Source organism: Streptomyces sp. NBC_01546, assembly GCF_045208355.1.
GTDB lineage: Bacteria > Actinomycetota > Actinomycetes > Streptomycetales > Streptomycetaceae > Streptomyces.
Genome location: NZ_CP109379.1, coordinates 4,597,782 through 4,616,304, shown reverse-complemented (window position 1 = coordinate 4,616,304; position 18,523 = coordinate 4,597,782). Strand labels below are relative to the sequence as shown.

The following is an 18,523-nucleotide window of genomic DNA, read 5'->3' as shown; positions in this document are numbered from 1 at the left end:
CGTCAGCCCTTCGTCACGGTGAAGGTGACGGCGGCGTTGTCGCCGCTGCCGCCGCCCTGCCTGCAATTGAAGCCCTCCGGGACGTGGCAGTAGTAACTGTTGCTGCCCGAGAAGGGGTTGTTCCAGCCGATGCTGACGTTGCCGACGTCGAGCATGCTGAACACCGCCTCCCCTTCCGTCCCGGTCATGAAGCCGTTCGACTCCGACCGCCAGGTGCCGTCACCGAAGGGGTACACACGGTCCGGCGGGACCATGTTGTCGCTCCACGTTCCGTGCACCAGGCTCGACGAGGTGCGGTCCATCGTGTTGGGGGTGCGGTTCTGCAGTTTGACCTGCGTGCTGCGGGCCGCGGTCACCGAGAACGGCGCGTCCTGCCCACGGGCGGATGCGGCTGCCGCCCTCGCCCCGTTCCGGCCGATGGTGAAGGTGACCGTCGCGTTGTTGCCGCTGCCACCCGTGCGCGAACAGGTGTAGCCGTCGGGCACGGTGCAGCTGTAGGAGTTACTGCCGGCGTACGGGTTGTTCCAGTGGATGGCGGCCTCGCCGTCGTTCCCGAGGGCATACCACGCGCCCCCTTCCGTCCCCGTCATCATCCCCGAGGAGTGCGATCCCCACGTGGCGGACTTCCGGCCTTCGATCGTCTCCGGCGGTGTCTCGTCGTCCCACACCCCGTGCGAGAGTTCCGTGTAGTTGCGGTACATCGTCGTCGAGGTCTCGTTGACGACGTTCACCTTGGTGCTGCGCGCCGACTGCGCGACCACCGAGGACTGCTGTGCTGTGTCGTTCCCGGTCGCGGCGACGGCCGTGACGGCCGGGGCGAGCGCCATGGCGGCCGCCATGACCGCGACGGCGGTGCTCCGCGCTCCTCTGTGGAATCCCGAGTTGGTCGACATGTCTGTCTCCTTGTTCCTCGTTCCGGCTTCGCAGCGATGAGCTTGCCGACGCGGCCTAACGACGATCTAACGCGGATTCCGGCTGTGTTGGTGTAGTTGGTGAACCACTTCACGCCTTTATGCCTCTTCGCCCGCGAGTAGGTCCGTATGGGTTCGTAAGGTGCGGTCAGGAACGACGTGGGGCGGGTGGGGCACGTGATGGACTTCCGGTTGCTCGGGCCGGTGTCGGCCTTCTCGGGGCAGGCCGAGATACCGCTCGGGCCGCCCAAGCGCAGAGCCCTGCTGGCACTGCTCGTACTGGCGGACGGCGCTCCCGTGGGTGCCGAGCGGATCACCGAGGCGTTGTGGGACGACCGGCCGCCGACGCACGCCCGGACCGTCGTGTACGGCCATGTGTCCGCCCTGCGCGGCCTGTTGCGTACCGAGCGGGACACCGATGTCGTCACCAGGGACAGCGGGTACGCCCTGCGCGCCGCGCCGGGCTCGGCGGACCTGTGGCGCTTCCGCGAGCTGGTGCGCCGGTCCGCGGCCCCGCCCCCGGGGAAACAGCCCGCGGAGCTGCTGCGGGAGGCCCTGGGGCTGTGGCGCGGCCCGGTACTCGGCGGGGTGGGCGACACCCCGCTGATGACCGCGGCGGCCGACCGGCTGGTGGAGGAACAGCTGGCCGCGCTGGAGCAGTTCGCCGCCGCCCTGCACGCATGCGGCCGGGGCGCGGAGGCCCTCGCGCTGCTGCGGCCCGCCGCCGAGCGGCACCCGCTGCGCGAGTCCCTGATCGCGGCCGTGGTCCGCGCCCTGCACCACGCGGACCGCCAGGCCGACGCCGTCGAGCTCTACCGCCGCACACAGCGCCGGCTCGCCCGGGAGCTGGGTGTCAACCCGGGCGCCGCGCTGTCCGAGGCGTACCTGGCCCTGCTGCGCGGGCGGCCCCCGCAGTCCCCGCAGCGCGCGGCGGCCGCCGTACGCACCCCGGTGGCACCGCCGCAGACGCCGCCGCAGGCACCGGCACAGACGCCCCCGCAGGCACCGGCACACCGGCCGACCGCCCGGCCGTCCGCCGGCCCGCAACCGCCCGCGCCGCCCTTCCTGTTACCGCGCGCGCCCGCCGGCTTCGTCAGCCGCGCGGACGATCTGGCACGGCTCACCGGGGCCGCGCGGTCGGACCGGGCGCCGCTGAGCGTGGTCACCGGCCCGGCCGGGGTCGGCAAGACCTCGCTCGCCGTCCACTGGGCGTACGCACACGCCGACGACTTCCCCGACGGCATCCTCTACGCCGACCTGCGCGCCGGGGAACCGGACGGCACCGGCCCCCAGACGACCGGTGTCCTGAACGACTTCCTGCAGGCGTTCGGCGTCCCGGAGGAGCGTCTGCCGACCCAGGCACGCGCCGCGGAGAACCTGTACCGCGCGACGCTCGCCGGCCGCCGGGCCCTCGTCCTGCTCGACAACGCCCGGGACTCGGTCCAGGTCCGTCCCCTGCTGCCCGGGACGCCCGACTGCACGGTGCTGGTCACCAGCCGCAACCGGCTGGAAGGTCTCGTGGCCACCGATTGCGCGCGGCTTCTGCCGCTCCAGCGGCTGGCCCCCGCCGACGGGGTGCGGGTCCTGCGCGCCGTCATCGGCGACGGCCGGGTGGAGGCGGAGCCCGCCGCCGCGGAGGAACTGTCCGTCCTGTGCGACGGCCTTCCGCTGGCCCTGCGGCTGGCCGCCGCCCGGCTCGCCGTCCGGCCCCGGCTCGCCCTGCGCGACATGGCCGACGGTCTGGTCGACGAGCACCAGCGGCTCTCCCTGCTGTCCGGCGAGGACCTCGGTGTCGAGGCGACGCTGCGGATGAGCGTGCAGCAGCTGCCGCCGGACGCCGCACTGCTCTTCCGCCAGCTCGCCCTGCACGTGGGCTGCGAACTCGACGCCGGCGCCGCGGCCGCCCTCAGCGGCCTGCCGCCCCTGGCGGCCCGCGGCGCCCTGGAGGACCTGGCCACGGCCCACCTCGTCGAGGAACGGAGCAGCGACCGGTACCTGATGCACGACCTGACCCGCCTGTACGCCCGTTCCTTCGCCGACCGGGCCGACACCGGGGGACTGCGGCGGCTGCTGGTGCACTACCTGTCCGCCGCCCGGGCCGCCACGGCGGCCGCCGAACCCGGCAGCCAGCCCTGCTGCACCCTGCCCGCCGGGGTGCTCCCGCCCGGTCCGCCGCCCGTCTTCGCCGACCGAGCCGAGGCGATGGCCTGGCTGGGCACCGAGCGGGCCAACCTGACCGCGGCGGTCGCCGCCGCGGCCGACGCCGGGCACCCGGAGCTGGCCTGGCGCATCGCCGTACAGCTGTGGCCGCTCATCGTCCGGCAGGTGCACGACGGTTGGGAGCCGGCCCTCCAGCACGCCCTGGCCGCTGCCACCGGACTCGGCGACCCGGATGCGCAGTCGCGGCTGCGCTCGCTGCTCGGCTGGGTCCTCACCGAGAACGGGCAGCACACCGCGGCACTGGAGCACCTGAGCCTGGCACCGGACTTGGCGTTACGGGCGGCGGATCCGCCGGGCCAGGTCATCGCCCTGATCAACTGGGCCATCGCGCTGGAGCGCGCGGGCGACCTGCCGGGCGCCGGGGACCGGCGCGAACAGGCCGCGCGGATGGCCCAGGACCTCGATCACCCCCACACCGAGGTCCTGGCGCTCTACCACCTGGCCGCCCACTGCCTCACCACCGGGCGCCCGGACGAGGCGCTGGCCCACTGCCGCCGGGGGCTGGCCCTCGCCTCCGACGAGCAGTCGGAGGAGCGCCGGGCGCTGCTCCTGGACACCTGCGGCAAGGCGCTGCGCGCCCTCGGCCGCGGTGAGGAGGCCCGGCGCTGCTGGACGCGGGCGGCGGCCCTCACAGGGCGGTGAAACGCCGACTGCGGCCCGCGGGCACCGGCCTCAGACCGGCCGCACCTCGAAGGTCACCGAGGCGTTGTTGCCGGAGCCTCCGGTCCGCTGGCACCAATAGCCGGACGGTACGTGGCAGCTGTAGGAGTTGCTGCCGACGAACGGGTTGCTCCAGCGGACCTCCACGGAACCCTGGTCGGTCGAGTAGCTCGCCCGCCCCTCGGTGCCGGTCATGGCCCCGTTCGACTCCGACTGCCATTCGCCCGCGGAGTACGGGGCGATCCATTCGGGCAGGCGGGAGCTCCAGATCCCCGAGCGCAGCGATGCCTCTCCGAACGTCCAGCCCCGGCCGGTCATGTTCACCAGCGTCACGTGGGTGCTGCGTGCCGCCAGGATCCCCGGCACGGCCTGCTGCTCCGCCGCCGGCGCGACCGGCTGGGCCACCGCGTTCGCGGGGCCGGCCGCCACACCGGCCAGGACCACCGCGGCCCCCGCCGTCGCCAAGCGCCGCACCATCCGCCCTCGGCGGGTGCCCCGTTCCCCGTACTGCTTCACCGTTGCTTCCACAGCCATCTCCCCATCTCCCGGTCTCCGAAGGCGCGGGCCTGGCCCGGCGCCCGGACGGAACGGAACGCTGCCCCAGGGCTCTAACGGCCGACGTGACGCGGGCCTAACGTCACCCGTTCGGCCCGGTTCGGGTCGTACGGGCCGGGTAGGGGACGGCCCGTCCTTCCCCCATTCGACGGGAGAGCCCAGTGCCCGACATGAACGGCCCCTACAAGCCCGGCACTCCGTGCTGGATCGACCTGATGGTCCCCGACCAGCAGGCGGCCCTCGACTTCTACAGCGGCCTCTTCGGCTGGCAGGGCGAGATCGGCCCGCCCGAGCAGGGCGGCTACTCCGTCTGCACCCTCAAGGGCAAGCCGGTCGCCGGGATCATGAAGGCGATGAACCCGGACGGCAGCATCCCCGACCCGATGCCGCCGACCGTGTGGACGACGTACCTGTCCACCGACGGCCTCGATTCCACCCTCAAGTCCCTCACCGAGGCACGGGGCCAGGTCGTGATGGGCCCGATGGATGTCATGGACCTCGGGCGGATGGCCGTGGCCGCCGATCCGACCGGCGCCGTCTTCGGCCTGTGGGAGCCGGGCACCTTCGACGGCGCGGGCATCGTCAACGAGCACGGCGCGCTGATCTGGAACGAGCTCAGCACCGGCGACACCGGCGCGGCCGGCGCGTTCTACTCCGCCATCCTGCCGGTCACCACGGCCCCGTCCGAGATGGAAGGCGGCCCGGCGTACACGGAGTTCAAGGTCGCCGGTCGCTCGGTGGCCGGGATGATGGGCCTCGACAACCTCCCGCCCGGCACGCCCCCGAACTGGCTGCCGTACTTCCACGTCGACAACGTGGACACCATCCAGGCCGCGGCCACCAAGGCCGGCGCCAAGGCCGTGACCCCGGCCTTCGACATGATGGCGGGCCGCATGGCCGTCCTGGCCGACCCGCAGGGCGCGCCGTTCGCGGTGATCACGGCGAAGGCCCCGGAACAGCCCGCCTGATGCCTGCCATAGTCAGCGCACCTCGCACCACACCACCTCGCCCGGCGCCCGGCGCCCGGGGCACCACGCCCCGGGTGCCGGCGAGGGCGGCGAGTGCGTCGAGGTCGCCAACTGTGCGACCCAGGTCCGCGTCCGGGACCCCGAGGTCACGGACGGCCCGGAGCTGGACCTGACCCCCGCCGCCTGGGCCGCCCTCACGGAGTGGACCGGCTCCGCGAACTGATCAGCTCGGCCAGGCCGTCCAGGATCCGGTCCAGACCGAAGCGGAACTGGAAGTCGGGCTCGCCGGAGCCGCTGAAGGCATCCGAGTCCAGCAGCCCCGTCACGGCCGGGTGGCTGTCCGGGCCGGTCAGCAGTCGCAGCGTGCGTACGTACTGACCGAGCGCCTGCTCCGGAGCGACCCCGGATTTCACGATGGCGTCCATCATGTCGGCGGCCATCGTGGCCTCGTTCCGCACCAGCCCTCCGATCAGGATGATCGTCGAGAGCTTCTCGCCCTCCTTCAGGGATGTGCCGGCCATTGACGCGAGGCCCCGGTCCATCCAGGCCAGCTGGTTCGGGGAGACGGGCGCGGCGGTGATCGGGATGCGCAGGATCCAGGAGTTGGTCATCAGGACGGCCCGCTGTGCGTACGCCCAGTCCGTGAGCAGCTCGCGCCAGCCCCACCCGTCCGCCTCGGGCGGCAGCGGCGGCGGGACGCCGACCCCCGCATCCGCCATGAGGACGTACAGCTCCTCCTTGGCGGCGACGTACCGGTAGAGGGACATCGTCGAGACGCCCAGGTCCTTGGCCACGCGGCCCATCGACACGGCGTCCGTGCCCTCCGTGGCGGCCAGCGCGACCGCCGCCTCCACGATCCGGGGCAGCGTGAGCGTGGGACGCGGCCCCTTGCCGGGGCGTTCGCGCAAACCCCAGGCCATTTCCAGGCTCGTCGGGAGCCCGGTCCCGCTGTCCTCGTCCGCCATGACCGCCCCTACTCGATTGACCCCCATCCTAGTTCTGTGTATTACTTACACAGAAGAGCGTAAGCCATACGCAGAAAGGGGGACCACCCCTCATGACCCTGCACGCCCTCGGTATCCACGCCACCGGCCTGACCAAGTCCTACGGCGACCTCCGCGTCCTCGACGGCATCGACCTGGCCGTCCCGCGCGGCAGCGTCCTGGCACTCCTCGGCCCCAACGGCGCAGGCAAGACCACCACCGTCCGCATCCTCGCCACCCTCACCGCCCCCGACTCCGGCACCGCCCGCGTCGCCGGGCACGACGTCACCACCGGACGCGCCCGCGTCCGCGAACGCATCAGCCTCACCGGGCAGTTCGCGGCCGTCGACGACCTCCAGACCGGCACCGAGATGCTCCGCATGATGGGCCGCCTGGCCGGGCTCTCCGCACGCGACTCCCGTACTCGCGCCGACGAACTCCTCGCCCGGTTCGGGCTCGCCGAGGCCGCCGGGAGAACCGCGAAGACGTACTCGGGCGGCATGCGGCGGCGCCTCGACCTCGCCGCGAGCCTCGTCTCCCGGCCGGAGGTGATCTTCCTGGACGAGCCGACCACCGGACTCGACCCGCGCAGCCGCCAGGACCTGTGGGACCTCGTACGGGAACTGCGCGCCGACGGCACGACCGTACTGCTCACCACCCAGTACCTGGAGGAGGCCGACCGGCTCGCCGACCGCGTCGCCGTCCTGGCCGACGGGCGGATCGCCGCCGAAGGCACCCCCACCGCACTCAAGTCCCGCGTCGCGGGGCACCGCCTCGACCTGACCCTGACCACGCAGGCCGCCTACGAGGCGCTCGCCGGGCGGGCCGTCCACCACTCCCCGGACGAACTGACCCTCGGCCTGCCCACCGACGGCAGCGCCGCCCACGTCCGGGCCCTGCTCGACGAACTCGACCCGGACCGCACCTCCGTGGACCGCTTCACGGTCCGCAGCGCCACCCTCGACGACGTGTTCCTCACCCTGACGGGAGCCGCCACATGACAACCACACCTGCCCTCGCCCTGGCCGGCCGCAGCCTGCGCATCAGCCGCCGCCAGCCGGACGCGCTGATCACCGCCCTGATGCTCCCCGTCATGCTGATGCTGATCTTCGTCTACTTCTTCGGCGGGGCCATCGACACCGGAACGCAGTACGTGACGTACGTGGTCCCGGGAGCCATGCTGCTCTGCGCGGGCTTCGGCGCGGCGAGCACCGCCGTCAGCGTCGCCGACGACATGAAGAACGGCGTCATCGACCGCTTCCGCTCCCGGAACATCGGCGGCATCCCGATCCTGGCCGCACACGTAACGGCCTCGGTCCTGCGCAACCTCGTCTCCACCACCCTGGTCCTGGCCGTCGCCCTCGCCATCGGCTTCCGCCCGCAGGCCTCGGCGCCCGCCTTCCTGGCCGCTGCGGCGCTCCTCGTCGCGTACATCACGGCGATCTCCTGGCTGGCCGCGACGCTCGGCCTGCTCGCCAAGTCGCCCGAGGCGGCGGGCGGTTTCACCTTCCTGATGATGTTCCTGCCCTACCCGTCCAGCGCCTTCGTCCCCATCGACACCATGCCGAGCTGGCTCCACGGCTTCGCCGATCACCAGCCGCTGACCCCGGTGATCGAATCCCTCCGCGCCCTCCTCCTGGACCAGCCCCCGGGCAACGCCCCCTGGGTGGCCCTGACCTGGTGCGCGGCGATCGCAACCGTGTCCGTGGCCCTGGCGGCCACCCTCTTCAACCGACGAACCCGCTGACGGGCTCCGGAAGGAACCCGCCAACGGGTCGACCCGCCGCTCGCTGCTCAGCGATTGAGCGGGTAGGAATGGCGGCCCGTGGCCTCGTCGATCTCGCCATGGGCCTTCTGCAACATCTGCGACGCGAGATCCATGAGCGCGCGAGCGCCCGCGATCTCTTCCCCGACCCTCAGCTGCTCCGGGTCGGAGGGGTGGCGCATGGCATAGCCGTGCGCCCTGATCTCGGAGCCGTCCCCGAGTCTGACCAGGGCCGCCGCACTGGTGCGGTGGCCCTCCTCGGTGAATTCGAGCTCCACATGCCACCCGACAAGCGTGGACATGGTGCATCACCTCCAGGGGGTCACCCTTCCCTCCAGGGTGCGCCCCCGGAGGACGGCGCGCGAGCGGGGGCCGGGGCGGGAGGCTACGGCGGGGAGATCCGGTTGATGCGCTCCCGGTCGACGGACGCGACGCCGTCGACCGCCGCCAGGGCCGGGATCCGGTCCTCCGCGACGGTGCCGGAGAGCGTGCCGGTGATCGGCTGCTCGCCGGTGACCGTCAACCCGGCACGCCGCAGCGCCTCGACCACTTCCGCGAACCGGCCGGGGTCGACCGCGAGGATGACCCCGACCGGCTCGGACGACTCGCTCACGGGGCCTGGAGCAGACCCGCGCCGACGTCCCGGGCGGGCTGCGGAAGAGGGAACGCACTGGACAGGAGAGTGGCCTTGAGAGCGGCCGCGGAGGCGGTGGGGTTCGCCTCAGCGAGCAGGGCGAGGACACCCGCGACGTGCGGCGTGGCCATGCTCGTGCCCGACATCCTCGCGTAGCCACCGCCGGGGGCGGCGGAGCGCACGGCCACGCCGGGACCCGCGATGTCGACCTCGCCGCCCTGGCCGTTGATGCCCCCGCAGGAGTCGAACGCCGTCTTCAGCGCCTTGTCCAGCGAGGCCACGGCAAGGATGCTGGGGCAGTTGGCGGGATGCTCGACGGGTGCCACGAGTCCGGGCCGCAGGCTGCTGTTGCCCGCCGCCGCGACGATCACCGTCCCCATGGCGAGCGCGCTTTTGGCCAGGATCTCGTACGTATTCGCGAAGAGCGCACCCGGCCGGACGGGAGCGCCGAGCGACAGGGAGATCACCTTTGCGCCGCGGGCGATCGCCCACTCGATGCCCGCCAGGATTCCGCCGTCCGGGCCCTCCCCGTTGTTGGCGAGCACCTTGCCGGCGAGGATGCGCGCGTCGCACGCCACCCCGTAGCGGGGGCCCTGCCGGGGGTTCCGCGGACCGGCAACGGTGCCGATGCAGTGCGTGCCGTGGCCGTGGCCGTCCTCGACCGTCTGGCCGGCCACGAAGGAGGCCGTCTCCTCGATGCACCCGATCAGGTCGGGATGGTCCGTGTCCACGCCGGTATCGAGAACGGCGATCTTCACTCCGTGTCCGGTCATGCCGGAGATGTTGGCCCTGATCGCCTGGAGGCCCCAGGTCATGCTCTGCTCGTCCAGCGCCGGCCCCAGGGACGCGGCGGCTTCGGCCTGGGATTGGTGGGCGACCACCTCCTCGTCGCTGCGGTAGGCCGGGAAGAAATCGGTCGGCGCCAGCTGCGGGGTGGTGATCGGCGAGGCGTAGACCATGCGCTCCGGCTCGGCCGCGAGGATCGATGCCTCCGCCTCGGCCGTGGTCACCAGCGCGAAACGGTTCTCGGGCCGTACCTCGACGACGGCCACAGAGAGGTTTTCGAAGAGCACCGAAACGTCCGGGCGTTCGAGGAGTTCGGAGACGTTCGCGGCCGCGGCTCCCCGGACGCGTTCCACGGGCGCGATGTCGGCGGCGGCACGCAGTGCGTTCAGTCCGCTCTCCTGGTTGCCGGGATCGAGCAGGACCACGTACCGACCGGTGTACTCCGTACTGTGGCGGCTGCCGCTGCCGTTGCCGTTGGGCCGTTCGGGCTGCTCGCCGAAGGCGCGCCTGTCCATGGGTCCGTTCGCCATTGGGTTTCCCGCTTTCTGTGCGCTTCCCCCGGTTGGTGGACGCGCCGGTCCACCGAGTGGCAGTGCCGGGGATGGTGGGGCGCGGCTCGGCCGTGCGTCGGCCCGTATTGCCGCCGCCTGCAAGGCGGTCGGCATCGCCCCCTCGAAAACGGTCGCACCGGGTAGGCAGGCCCGCAACACAGCGCAGCCACCCGAGGAGCCCCCGGCCGAACACCGCACGCGGGTGGGGCTCGCGCTCATGGCCCCGGCCGCCGCGGTGCTCGGCCGCATCGTCTTCTACGGGATGGCCGACCGGCCGCAGCCTCAGCGGGCCGCGCGCAGCCAGCCCGCGACCTCCGTCGCCCAGTACGTCAGGATCGTGTCCGCGCCGGCGCGCTTGATGCCCAGCAGGGTTTCCAGGATGGCCCGGTCCCGCTCGATCCAGCCCTTCTCCGCCGCCGCCTCGATCATCGCGAACTCGCCGCTGATCTGGTACGCCGCCACCGGGACGTCCACCGACTGCGCCACCCGGTACAGGATGTCCAGGTAGGGCCCGGCCGGCTTGACCATCACCATGTCGGCGCCCTCCTCCAGGTCCAGCGCCAGCTCCCGCAGGGACTCCCGCGCGTTCGCCGGGTCCTGCTGGTACGTCTTGCGGTCGCCCTGCAGGGAGGAGGCGACGGCCTCGCGGAAGGGACCGTAGAAGGCGGAGGTGTACTTCGCCGTGTAGGCCAGGATCGAAACGTCCTCGTGGCCCGTCTCGTCCAGCGCGTCGCGGATGACGCCGACCTGGCCGTCCATCATCCCGCTCGGGCCCACCACGTGGACGCCCGCGTCGGCCTGGACCTGCGCCATCTCGGCGTACCGCTCCAGCGTCGCGTCGTTGTCGACCCGGCCGTCCGCGTCCAGGACCCCGCAGTGGCCATGGTCCGTGTACTCGTCCAGGCACAGGTCCGACATGATCACCAGATCGTCGCCGACCTCGGCCTTCACGTCGCGGATCGCGACCTGGAGGATCCCGTCCGGCTCGGTGCCCGCCGTCCCCAGCGCGTCCTTGTTCTCGTCCGCCGGGACGCCGAACAGCATGATCCCCGCGACCCCCGCCTCGACCGCCTCCACGGCGGCCTTCCGCAGCGTGTCCCGCGTGTGCTGGACGACGCCCGGCATCGCCGAGATCGCCAGCGGCTCGCTGATGCCCTCCCGCACGAACGCGGGGAGGATCAGGTCCGAGGGGTGCAGCCGGTTCTCGGCGACCATCCGCCGCATCGCCGGGGTGGTGCGCAGCCGACGGGGCCGCGAGCCGGGGAAGGATCCGTACGTGCTCATCTTCTAGTCGCCTCTTCGAGCATCGAGAACAGTCCGGACAAGCGTAGGGCCCGAGCGCACCGCGCCCGGGCCCCACCCACACCACTCACATCACGTCACGTCGTACGTCACGTCGTACGACGCCTGCGCGCCCCCGGCCGCCGCTCGCTCGGCCGGAACACCGTCTCGCCGGCCTCCTTGGCCGCCTCGCGGCGCGCCGCGCCGTACTCGGCCAGCGCCTCCGCCAGCTTGCTCACGCTCGGCTCCGGCGACAGCACGTCCACGCGCAGCCCGTGCTCCTCCGCGGTCTTGGCCGTCGCCGGCCCGATACACGCGATGACGGTCACGTTGTGCGGCTTCCCGGCGATGCCCACCAGGTTCCGCACGGTGCTCGACGACGTGAAGAGAACGGCGTCGAAACCGCCGCCCTTGATCGCCTCACGCGTGTCCGCCGGCGGCGGCGACGCGCGCACCGTCCGGTAGGCGGTGACGTCGTCGACCTCCCACCCGAGCTCGATCAGCCCGGCGACCAGCGTCTCCGTCGCGATGTCGGCCCGCGGCAGGAACACGCGGTCGATCGGGTCGAAGACCGGGTCGTACGGAGGCCAGTCCTCCAGCAGACCGGCCGCGGACTGCTCCCCGCTCGGCACCAGGTCCGGCTTCACACCGAACTCCACCAGCGCGGCAGCGGTCTGCTCGCCCACCGCGGCGACCTTGATGCCCGCGAAGGCCCGCGCGTCGAGCCCGTACTCCTCGAACTTCTCGCGCACCGCCTTCACGGCGTTGACCGAGGTGAAGGCGATCCACTCGTAGCGGCCCGTCACCAGGCCCTTCACGGCCCGCTCCATCTGCTGCGGGGTCCGCGGCGGCTCCACGGCGATGGTCGGCACCTCGTGCGGCACCGCGCCGTACGAACGCAGCTGGTCGGAGAGCGAGGCGGCCTGCTCCTTCGTGCGCGGTACGAGCACCCGCCAGCCGAACAGCGGCTTCGACTCGAACCAGGCCAGCTCCTCGCGCCGCGCGGCGGCGCTGTGCTCACCGACCACGGCTATGACCGGCCGGGCGCCCTCGGGCGAGGGGAGCACCTTGCCCTGCTTGAACACCTGGGCGATCGTGCCCAGCGTCGCGGACCAGGTGCGCTGGCGCGTGGTCGTACCGGCGACGGTCACCGTCAGCGGGGTGTCGGGCTTGCGCCCGGCGCTCACCAGCTCGGCGGCGGCACTCGACACGGTCTCCAGCGTCGCGGAGACGACGAGGATCCCGTCGCTCGCCCCCACCTCGCTCCAGCAGCGCGCCGACGCGTTCTTCGCGTCCACGAACCGCACGTCCGCGCCCTGCTTGTCGCTGAGCGGCACACCGGCGTACGCGGGCACGCCGACGGCCGTCGCGACACCCGGCACCACCTCGAAGGGGATGCCGGCGGTGGCGCAGACGAGCATCTCCTCGGCCGCGTTCCCGTCGAGACCGGGGTCACCGGTGACGGCACGCACGACCCGCCTGCCGGAGCGTGCGGCCTCCATGACAAGATTGGCGGCGTCGCGGATCACCGGGACCCCGGCGGCTGCTGACACTTCGTCAGCAATCGTCAGCTGCGGCGTGTCGACACCCGCGCGCGCATGCGTCCGTACGACGTCGAGCACCTCGGGCTCCGCGATCAGTACGTCCGCGGCGGCGAGTGCCTCGACGGCGCGCAGCGTCAGCAGACCCGGGTCGCCGGGGCCGGCACCGAGGAAGGTGACGTGTCCGTGGGCGGCGAGTGCCGAGAATGCGGAGGTGGTCGGACTTGAGGGGTTCAAAGCGATCGCTCCCCCATCAGACCGGCCGCGCCCTTGGCCAGCATCTCGTCCGCGAGTTCGCGGCCGAGAGACATGGCCTCGTCGTACGACTGGGGCACGGGACCGGTGGTGGACAGCTGCACCAGCGTCGAGCCGTCGAGGGTTCCGACGACGCCGCGCAGGCGCATTTCATTGACAATCTGTCCGTCGGCCAACAGGTCGGCGAACGCGCCCACGGGTGCGCTGCAGCCGGCCTCGAGGGCGGCGAGCAGGGAACGCTCGGCGGTCACGGCGGCCCGGGTGTACGGGTCGTCGAGTTCGCCGAGCGCGGCGATGAGGTCCGTTTCGGACGCGAGGCACTCCACAGCCAGGGCTCCCTGGCCGGGAGCGGGCAGGATGTGGTCGACCGACAGCAGGTCGGTGGCCTCGTCACTGCGCCCGATCCGGTTCAGACCGGCGGCGGCGAGCACGACGGCGTCGAGCTCCCCGTCCCGTACGAACCCGATGCGGGTGTCGACGTTCCCGCGGATCGGCACGGTCTCGATCCGCTTGCCGAGCGAGCGGGCGTAGTGGTTCAGCTGAGCCGTCCGCCGCGGGGAACCGGTACCGATCCGGGCACCGTCGGGCAGCTGCTCGAAGGTCAGGCCGTCCCTGGCGACGAGCGCGTCCCGCGCGTCCTCGCGCAGCGGCATCGCCGCGATCACGAGGTCATCGGGCTGCGCGGTCGGCAGGTCCTTCAGCGAGTGCACGGCGAAGTCGACCTCGTGGCGCAGCAGCGCCTCGCGCAGGGCCGTGACGAACACGCCCGTCCCGCCGATCTGCGCCAGATGCTCGCGCGACACGTCGCCGTACGTCGTGATCTCCACGAGCTCGACAGGCCGGCCGGTGATCGCCCGTACCGCCTCGGCGACGTGGCCCGACTGGGACATGGCCAGCTTGCTCCGCCGCGTACCGAGCCGCAGCGGCTGGTCGGGACGTGTGTTCATGATGCCCGTCCTGGGTCGTCGTCGTTCAGGGGTTCGGCCGCGTCTGCCCGGCTGACGGAAGCCACCGTCTGAGGGTCGAGGTCGAAGAGTTCGCGCAGCGCCTCGGCGTACCCGGCGCCGCCGGGCTCGCTCGCGAGCTGCTTGACGCGCACGGTCGGCGCGTGGAGGAGCTTGTCGACAACGCGCCGCACGGTCTGGGTGACCTCGGCCCGCTGCCGTTCGTCGAGATCTGGCACCCGCCCGTCGAGCCGCGCCACCTCCATGGCCACGACCTCCGCGGCCATGGCCCGCAGGGCGACGACGGTGGGCGTGATGTGCGCGGCCCGCTGGGCTGCCCCGAAAGCCGCCACTTCCTCGGCGACTATCGCACGTACCGCGTCGACGTCGGCAGCCATCGGGGCGTCCGCGGACGCCTCGGCGAGGCTCTCGATGTCGACCAGCCGCACGCCCGGGATCCGGTGCACGGCCGCGTCGATGTCCCGGGGCATGGCCAGGTCCAGCAGCGCCAGCCGCGCGGTCGGACCGTCGGCGTGCGTACGGGTGCCGCGCCGGGGCTGCCGCTGCGCGGCGGCCTCGCCCTGGTCGGCCCAGGTCCCGTGCAGCTCGAGCGAGTTGGCGTCGACCCCGGTCAGCGCCGCCCGCCCGTCGGGCCCGACGGGACACCCGTCGGCCTCCACGGCGGCGGGCATCGTCCGCGCGGCCCCGGCATCGGCCAGCCGGCCGTGCGTCATGGCAGCGGCAGCCAGCCGAGCCACGACATCGGCCGAATCCAGCCCCGCGGCGGCAGGCGAACCTCCGGCCGGAGCCGAAGTCAGCCCCGCCTGGGGGCCCCTCCCAGCGGTAGCTGGGGGAGTTTGAGGCGCGGGGTCCGGGACGGAGCCCCAGGACACGGCGGCGAGCACGTCATCGTCGGTCAGCACGAGCCCCGTGGCACCGGTGCAGGACACCACCACATCGACTCGTGTCAGCTCCTCGGCGACACCGGCCATGGCGATGGCCGAAGCCCGCACACCCGTGCCTGAGGCAACCAGAATCTCCGCCAGCCGCTCCGCCCGCTCGGCGGTCCGGTTCGCGACCACGATCTCGGCGACACCGACCCGCGCCAGCGTGGCCGCGGCCAGCGAGGACATCGACCCGGCCCCGATCACCAGCGCCCGCTTCCCGGCGGCCCACTCCCCCACCGGCACCCGGGCCCCGGCGAGCTGCTCGAGCCCGAACGTGACCAGCGACTGGCCGGCCCGGTCGATCCCGGTCTCCGAGTGCGCCCGCTTGCCGACCCGCAGCGCCTGCTGGAACAGGTCGTTGATCAGCCGGCCGGCGGTGTGCAGCTCCTGCCCCAGCGCCAGCGCGTCCTTGATCTGGCCGAGGATCTGCCCCTCGCCCACGACCATCGAGTCCAGCCCGCACGCCACCGAGAACAGGTGGTGCACCGCCCGGTCCTCGTAGTGCACGTAGAGATAGGGGGTGAGCTCCTCCAGCGCCACTCCGCTGTGCTGCGCCAGCAGCGTGGACAGCTCTGCGACACCGGCGTGGAACTTGTCCACGTCCGCGTACAGCTCGATCCGGTTGCACGTGGCGAGCACCGCCGCCTCCGTCGCCGGCTCGGCGGCGAGGGTGTCGTGCAGCAGCTTCACCTTGGCGTCCGCGGACAGCGAGGCGCGCTCCAGCACGCTCACGGGCGCGCTGCGGTGGCTCAGCCCTACGACGAGCAGACTCATGCCGGCATCACCGCCGGCACGTCACCCTCGGGGTTGCCCTTGCGCGCCTCGGCGGCTGCCCGCCCGGCCGGCGGCACCACGGCCGCGGCGGGGGCGGCGCCGCCCACGGAGGAGGTGCCCTCGGCAGCAGCGGCGGCGGCTTCCTCGCCGGCCTTGCGCTGCTCGTGGAACGCCAGGATCTGGAGCTCGATCGAAAGGTCGACCTTGCGCACGTCCACGCCGTCGGGCACGGAGAGCACGGTCGGGGCGAAGTTCAGGATGGAGGTGACACCGGCCGCGATCAGACGCTCGCTGACCTGCTGCGCGGCACCGGCCGGCGTCGCGATGACGCCGATCGAGACCCCGTTCTCCTCGATGATCTTCTCCAGCTCATCGGTGTGCTGCACGGGCATCCCGGCCACCGGCTTGCCGGCCATCGCCGGGTCGGCGTCGATCAGCGCGGCCACGCGGAAACCACGCGACGCGAAACCGCCGTAGTTGGCGAGGGCGGCGCCGAGGTTACCGATGCCGACGATGACAACCGGCCAGTCCTGGGTCAGTCCGAGTTCGCGGGAGATCTGGTAGACGAGGTACTCCACGTCGTACCCGACGCCGCGGGTGCCGTAGGAGCCCAGGTAGGAGAAGTCCTTGCGCAGCTTCGCGGAGTTGACTCCGGCGGCGGCCGCGAGCTCCTCGGAGGACACCGTGGGCACCGATCGCTCGGAGAGCGCGGTGAGGGCGCGCAAGTACAGCGGAAGCCGGGCGACAGTGGCCTCGGGAATACCTCGGCTGCGGGTCGCCGGTCGGTGAGTTCGGCCAGTTGCCACGATGCTCCTGCGGGATGAGCGGGGCTGCAGGCGGCCACTTGTCCCAGGACCGCCCCGTCGACAGCAGGCTATGCCTTTGTGAACGCGTGCACAAAGATTGTGTCCGCTTTGTCCGAGCAAAGTGACCGGGGTCACGCGACTCAAGTGCGTAAACGGGGAACCGGCGGCACGCCGAACCCGTTCAAATCCCAAAGGGGGCAAAACCGTACACACTCCTCACAGATACGCCCCCGAGACCCCATAAATCGCCCATGATGGTAACCGGGATGCGGGTCAGCCCTCCAACGCCCGCCGCAGCCGGTCCGGGTTCACCCTCCAGAAGGTGTGCTGTTCGCCATCCACCAACACCACCGGAATCTGCTCCCAGTGCAGCCGGTAGAGCTCCGCGTCCTGCGAGATGTCCTTCTTCTCCCACTGCGCACCGGTCTGCGCGCAGACCTCCTCGATGACGACCTGTGCCTCATCGCACAGGTGGCACCCCGGCTTCCCGATCAGCGTCACCATCCGGTCGCCGGGACGCTTCTTTTCCTTGCGGCGCAACAAAGGGCTCATGGCCTCATTCTCCCGAAGTGTTAACGCCTCCGTTTCCCAGCGGTTCGAGAACTCCCGAACACAGTGGCTATGCTCGCCGCATGGCCGCTCTCGGATGGCTCACCCCCCGTAGACGCTCCGCAAGCGCGCGGAGCGTGCTGGCAGGCGAGGCCTCGGCCGAGGCCGCCCGGAAGACCGCGCTTGCCGAAGCTCCGCATCTCACGGAGCCGGACCTCGCGGAACCGGACCTCGACACCGACCTCGAAGCCCTCGCGGCGGACGAGGACGAGCCGGAGTTCCCCGTCGCGGGCGACGACCTCGCCGCCGCCTTCTTCGACCTCGACAACACCGTGATGCAGGGCGCCGCGATCTTCCACTTCGGCCGCGGCCTCTACAAGCGCGAGTTCTTCCGCCGCCGCGAGCTCGCCCGCTTCGCCTGGCAGCAGGCCTGGTTCCGGCTCGCCGGGGTCGAGGACCCCGACCACATGCAGGACGCCCGCGACAGCGCCCTGTCGATCGTCAAGGGCCACAAGGTCTCCGAACTGATGGCCATCGGCGAGGAGATCTACGACGAGTACATGGCCGAGCGGATCTGGCCGGGCACCCGCGCCCTGGCCCAGGCCCACCTCGACGCCGGCCAGAAGGTGTGGCTGGTCACCGCCGCCCCCGTCGAAACGGCCACGATCATCGCCCGCAGGCTCGGCCTGACCGGAGCGCTGGGCACCGTCGCCGAGTCCGTCGACGGGATCTACACCGGCCGCCTGGTCGGCGAACCTCTGCACGGCCCCGCCAAGGCCGAGGCGGTCCGCGCCCTGGCCGCCGCCGAGGGCCTGGATCTCGAACGCTGCGCCGCGTACAGCGATTCGCACAACGACATCCCGATGCTGTCGCTGGTCGGGCATCCGTACGCGATCAATCCCGACACAAAACTGCGCAAGCATGCCCGTACCAACGACTGGCGGCTGCGCGACTATCGGACCGGCCGCAAGGCCGTGAAGGTCGGCGTCCCGGCGGCCGCCGGAGTCGGCGCGATCGCGGGCGGCGCGGCCGCCGCCATCGCCCTGCACCGCCGCCGCAAGTAGTCAGGCCGGCCCCGCACCGGGCCCACCGCACGGCCCCGGACCCGGCCCACGCCTGCCCCGCACCGGCCCCGCCCCACTCAGGCCCCACGGCCGGCACGGCATTCCCCCAGCCCTACCCCCGGACGGGACACGGCACTCCGGCCTGCCCGACTCGGTCGCGAGCCCCCATGGAAGCTTCCAATCCGCGCACCCAAGTGATCACCAACCGATCACCAACTGCGACTGAATATGCCCTCGACACGCAACAGAAGTGTCGGAACCGGTGATTTGAGCAACTGGGTGTAGCGCTGCCTGTACGAAGCGTTATTCTCCTCAAACGCATGCCACCG

At 72.1% G+C, this 18,523-nt stretch carries 17 protein-coding genes and 1 pseudogene; 6 read left to right on the top strand and 12 right to left on the bottom strand.

Annotated elements, in window-relative coordinates:
- Window positions 1-2 precede the first annotated feature (2 nt).
- On the bottom strand, window positions 3-893 hold the full coding sequence (locus OHA89_RS21160; RefSeq protein WP_257555719.1) for an aegerolysin family protein: 891 nt from the start codon (window positions 891-893) through the stop codon (window positions 3-5).
- A gap of 198 nt (window positions 894-1,091) precedes the next feature.
- On the opposite strand from OHA89_RS21160, the gene OHA89_RS21155 reads away from it, so the two are divergent.
- Window positions 1,092-3,773, top strand: coding sequence for a BTAD domain-containing putative transcriptional regulator (locus OHA89_RS21155; RefSeq protein ID WP_406366832.1), 2,682 nt, complete (start codon window positions 1,092-1,094; stop codon window positions 3,771-3,773).
- Window positions 3,774-3,803: 30 nt separating this feature from the next.
- Here the strand turns inward: OHA89_RS21155 and OHA89_RS21150 are convergent, their stop codons facing one another.
- Window positions 3,804-4,325 (bottom strand): hypothetical protein, encoded by a 522-nt coding sequence (locus tag OHA89_RS21150; RefSeq protein ID WP_266609333.1) that lies wholly within the window; start codon window positions 4,323-4,325, stop codon window positions 3,804-3,806.
- Window positions 4,326-4,516: 191 nt separating this feature from the next.
- Here OHA89_RS21150 and OHA89_RS21145 point away from each other — a divergent pair, with 191 nt between their 5' ends.
- On the top strand, window positions 4,517-5,314 hold the full coding sequence (locus OHA89_RS21145) for a VOC family protein (protein ID WP_257559397.1): 798 nt from the start codon (window positions 4,517-4,519) through the stop codon (window positions 5,312-5,314).
- A gap of 136 nt (window positions 5,315-5,450) precedes the next feature.
- Window positions 5,451-5,537: pseudogene (locus tag OHA89_RS21140) on the top strand (DUF397 domain-containing protein); the annotation flags it as partial.
- Here OHA89_RS21140 and OHA89_RS21135 read toward each other — a convergent pair.
- Window positions 5,509-6,279: a TetR/AcrR family transcriptional regulator gene (locus OHA89_RS21135; RefSeq protein WP_266609331.1), complete on the bottom strand. Its 771-nt coding sequence runs from the start codon at window positions 6,277-6,279 to the stop codon at window positions 5,509-5,511. The pseudogene OHA89_RS21140 and the gene OHA89_RS21135 sit on opposite strands and share 29 nt — an antisense overlap.
- 92 nt (window positions 6,280-6,371) lie before the next feature.
- On the opposite strand from OHA89_RS21135, the gene OHA89_RS21130 reads away from it, so the two are divergent.
- Both OHA89_RS21130 and OHA89_RS21125 read left to right on the top strand, forming a co-directional pair.
- The gene (locus OHA89_RS21130; protein ID WP_406366831.1) at window positions 6,372-7,298 is read left to right on the top strand and encodes an ATP-binding cassette domain-containing protein; all 927 of its coding nucleotides are present in this window, start codon (window positions 6,372-6,374) and stop codon (window positions 7,296-7,298) included.
- Complete coding sequence (locus OHA89_RS21125) at window positions 7,295-8,044, top strand: ABC transporter permease (RefSeq protein ID WP_406366830.1); 750 nt, start codon at window positions 7,295-7,297, stop codon at window positions 8,042-8,044. The genes OHA89_RS21130 and OHA89_RS21125 overlap by 4 nt, the downstream gene beginning before the upstream one ends.
- Before the next feature lie 47 nt (window positions 8,045-8,091).
- Here OHA89_RS21125 and OHA89_RS21120 read toward each other — a convergent pair whose 3' ends face one another.
- The 9 genes from OHA89_RS21120 to OHA89_RS21080 form a co-directional block, all read right to left on the bottom strand.
- Window positions 8,092-8,364: a DUF1876 domain-containing protein gene (locus OHA89_RS21120; RefSeq protein ID WP_215150286.1), complete on the bottom strand. Its 273-nt coding sequence runs from the start codon at window positions 8,362-8,364 to the stop codon at window positions 8,092-8,094.
- An 83-nt stretch (window positions 8,365-8,447) separates the two neighbouring features.
- Window positions 8,448-8,675 (bottom strand): hypothetical protein, encoded by a 228-nt coding sequence (locus OHA89_RS21115; RefSeq protein WP_266609328.1) that lies wholly within the window; start codon window positions 8,673-8,675, stop codon window positions 8,448-8,450.
- On the bottom strand, window positions 8,672-10,012 hold the full coding sequence (locus OHA89_RS21110; RefSeq protein ID WP_266609327.1) for a S8 family serine peptidase: 1,341 nt from the start codon (window positions 10,010-10,012) through the stop codon (window positions 8,672-8,674). Before OHA89_RS21110 ends, OHA89_RS21115 begins: the two co-directional genes overlap by 4 nt.
- Before the next feature lie 303 nt (window positions 10,013-10,315).
- Window positions 10,316-11,317 (bottom strand): porphobilinogen synthase, encoded by a 1,002-nt coding sequence (gene hemB, locus OHA89_RS21105; protein WP_257555711.1) that lies wholly within the window; start codon window positions 11,315-11,317, stop codon window positions 10,316-10,318.
- A gap of 107 nt (window positions 11,318-11,424) precedes the next feature.
- Complete coding sequence (locus OHA89_RS21100; RefSeq protein ID WP_266609326.1) at window positions 11,425-13,092, bottom strand: bifunctional uroporphyrinogen-III C-methyltransferase/uroporphyrinogen-III synthase; 1,668 nt, start codon at window positions 13,090-13,092, stop codon at window positions 11,425-11,427.
- Window positions 13,089-14,057, bottom strand: coding sequence for a hydroxymethylbilane synthase (hemC, locus tag OHA89_RS21095; protein WP_257555709.1), 969 nt, complete (start codon window positions 14,055-14,057; stop codon window positions 13,089-13,091). Before hemC ends, OHA89_RS21100 begins: the two co-directional genes overlap by 4 nt.
- On the bottom strand, window positions 14,054-15,775 hold the full coding sequence (locus OHA89_RS21090) for a glutamyl-tRNA reductase (protein WP_266609325.1): 1,722 nt from the start codon (window positions 15,773-15,775) through the stop codon (window positions 14,054-14,056). Before OHA89_RS21090 ends, hemC begins: the two co-directional genes overlap by 4 nt.
- Window positions 15,772-16,581 carry a redox-sensing transcriptional repressor Rex gene (locus OHA89_RS21085; RefSeq protein ID WP_215147329.1) on the bottom strand — a complete coding sequence of 270 codons (810 nt, stop codon included), beginning with the start codon at window positions 16,579-16,581 and terminating at the stop codon, window positions 15,772-15,774. The genes OHA89_RS21090 and OHA89_RS21085 overlap by 4 nt, the downstream gene beginning before the upstream one ends.
- A 273-nt stretch (window positions 16,582-16,854) precedes the next feature.
- Window positions 16,855-17,133: a glutaredoxin family protein gene (locus tag OHA89_RS21080; RefSeq protein ID WP_215147327.1), complete on the bottom strand. Its 279-nt coding sequence runs from the start codon at window positions 17,131-17,133 to the stop codon at window positions 16,855-16,857.
- An 80-nt stretch (window positions 17,134-17,213) separates the two neighbouring features.
- On the opposite strand from OHA89_RS21080, the gene OHA89_RS21075 reads away from it, so the two are divergent.
- Window positions 17,214-18,194 (top strand): HAD family phosphatase, encoded by a 981-nt coding sequence (locus OHA89_RS21075; protein WP_215147325.1) that lies wholly within the window; start codon window positions 17,214-17,216, stop codon window positions 18,192-18,194.
- Window positions 18,195-18,523: the final 329 nt, after the last annotated feature.

Coding starts and splice junctions, on each gene's coding strand:
- OHA89_RS21160 (WP_257555719.1), bottom strand. CDS start 893: ATGTCGACCAACTCGGGATTCCACAGAGGAGCGCGGAGCACCGCCGTC.
- OHA89_RS21155 (WP_406366832.1), top strand. CDS start 1,092: ATGGACTTCCGGTTGCTCGGGCCGGTGTCGGCCTTCTCGGGGCAGGCC.
- OHA89_RS21150 (WP_266609333.1), bottom strand. CDS start 4,325: ATGGCTGTGGAAGCAACGGTGAAGCAGTACGGGGAACGGGGCACCCGC.
- OHA89_RS21145 (WP_257559397.1), top strand. CDS start 4,517: ATGAACGGCCCCTACAAGCCCGGCACTCCGTGCTGGATCGACCTGATG.
- OHA89_RS21135 (WP_266609331.1), bottom strand. CDS start 6,279: ATGGCGGACGAGGACAGCGGGACCGGGCTCCCGACGAGCCTGGAAATG.
- OHA89_RS21130 (WP_406366831.1), top strand. CDS start 6,372: ATGACCCTGCACGCCCTCGGTATCCACGCCACCGGCCTGACCAAGTCC.
- OHA89_RS21125 (WP_406366830.1), top strand. CDS start 7,295: ATGACAACCACACCTGCCCTCGCCCTGGCCGGCCGCAGCCTGCGCATC.
- OHA89_RS21120 (WP_215150286.1), bottom strand. CDS start 8,364: ATGTCCACGCTTGTCGGGTGGCATGTGGAGCTCGAATTCACCGAGGAG.
- OHA89_RS21110 (WP_266609327.1), bottom strand. CDS start 10,012: ATGGCGAACGGACCCATGGACAGGCGCGCCTTCGGCGAGCAGCCCGAA.
- hemB (WP_257555711.1), bottom strand. CDS start 11,317: ATGAGCACGTACGGATCCTTCCCCGGCTCGCGGCCCCGTCGGCTGCGC.
- hemC (WP_257555709.1), bottom strand. CDS start 14,057: ATGAACACACGTCCCGACCAGCCGCTGCGGCTCGGTACGCGGCGGAGC.
- OHA89_RS21090 (WP_266609325.1), bottom strand. CDS start 15,775: ATGAGTCTGCTCGTCGTAGGGCTGAGCCACCGCAGCGCGCCCGTGAGC.
- OHA89_RS21080 (WP_215147327.1), bottom strand. CDS start 17,133: ATGAGCCCTTTGTTGCGCCGCAAGGAAAAGAAGCGTCCCGGCGACCGG.
- OHA89_RS21075 (WP_215147325.1), top strand. CDS start 17,214: ATGGCCGCTCTCGGATGGCTCACCCCCCGTAGACGCTCCGCAAGCGCG.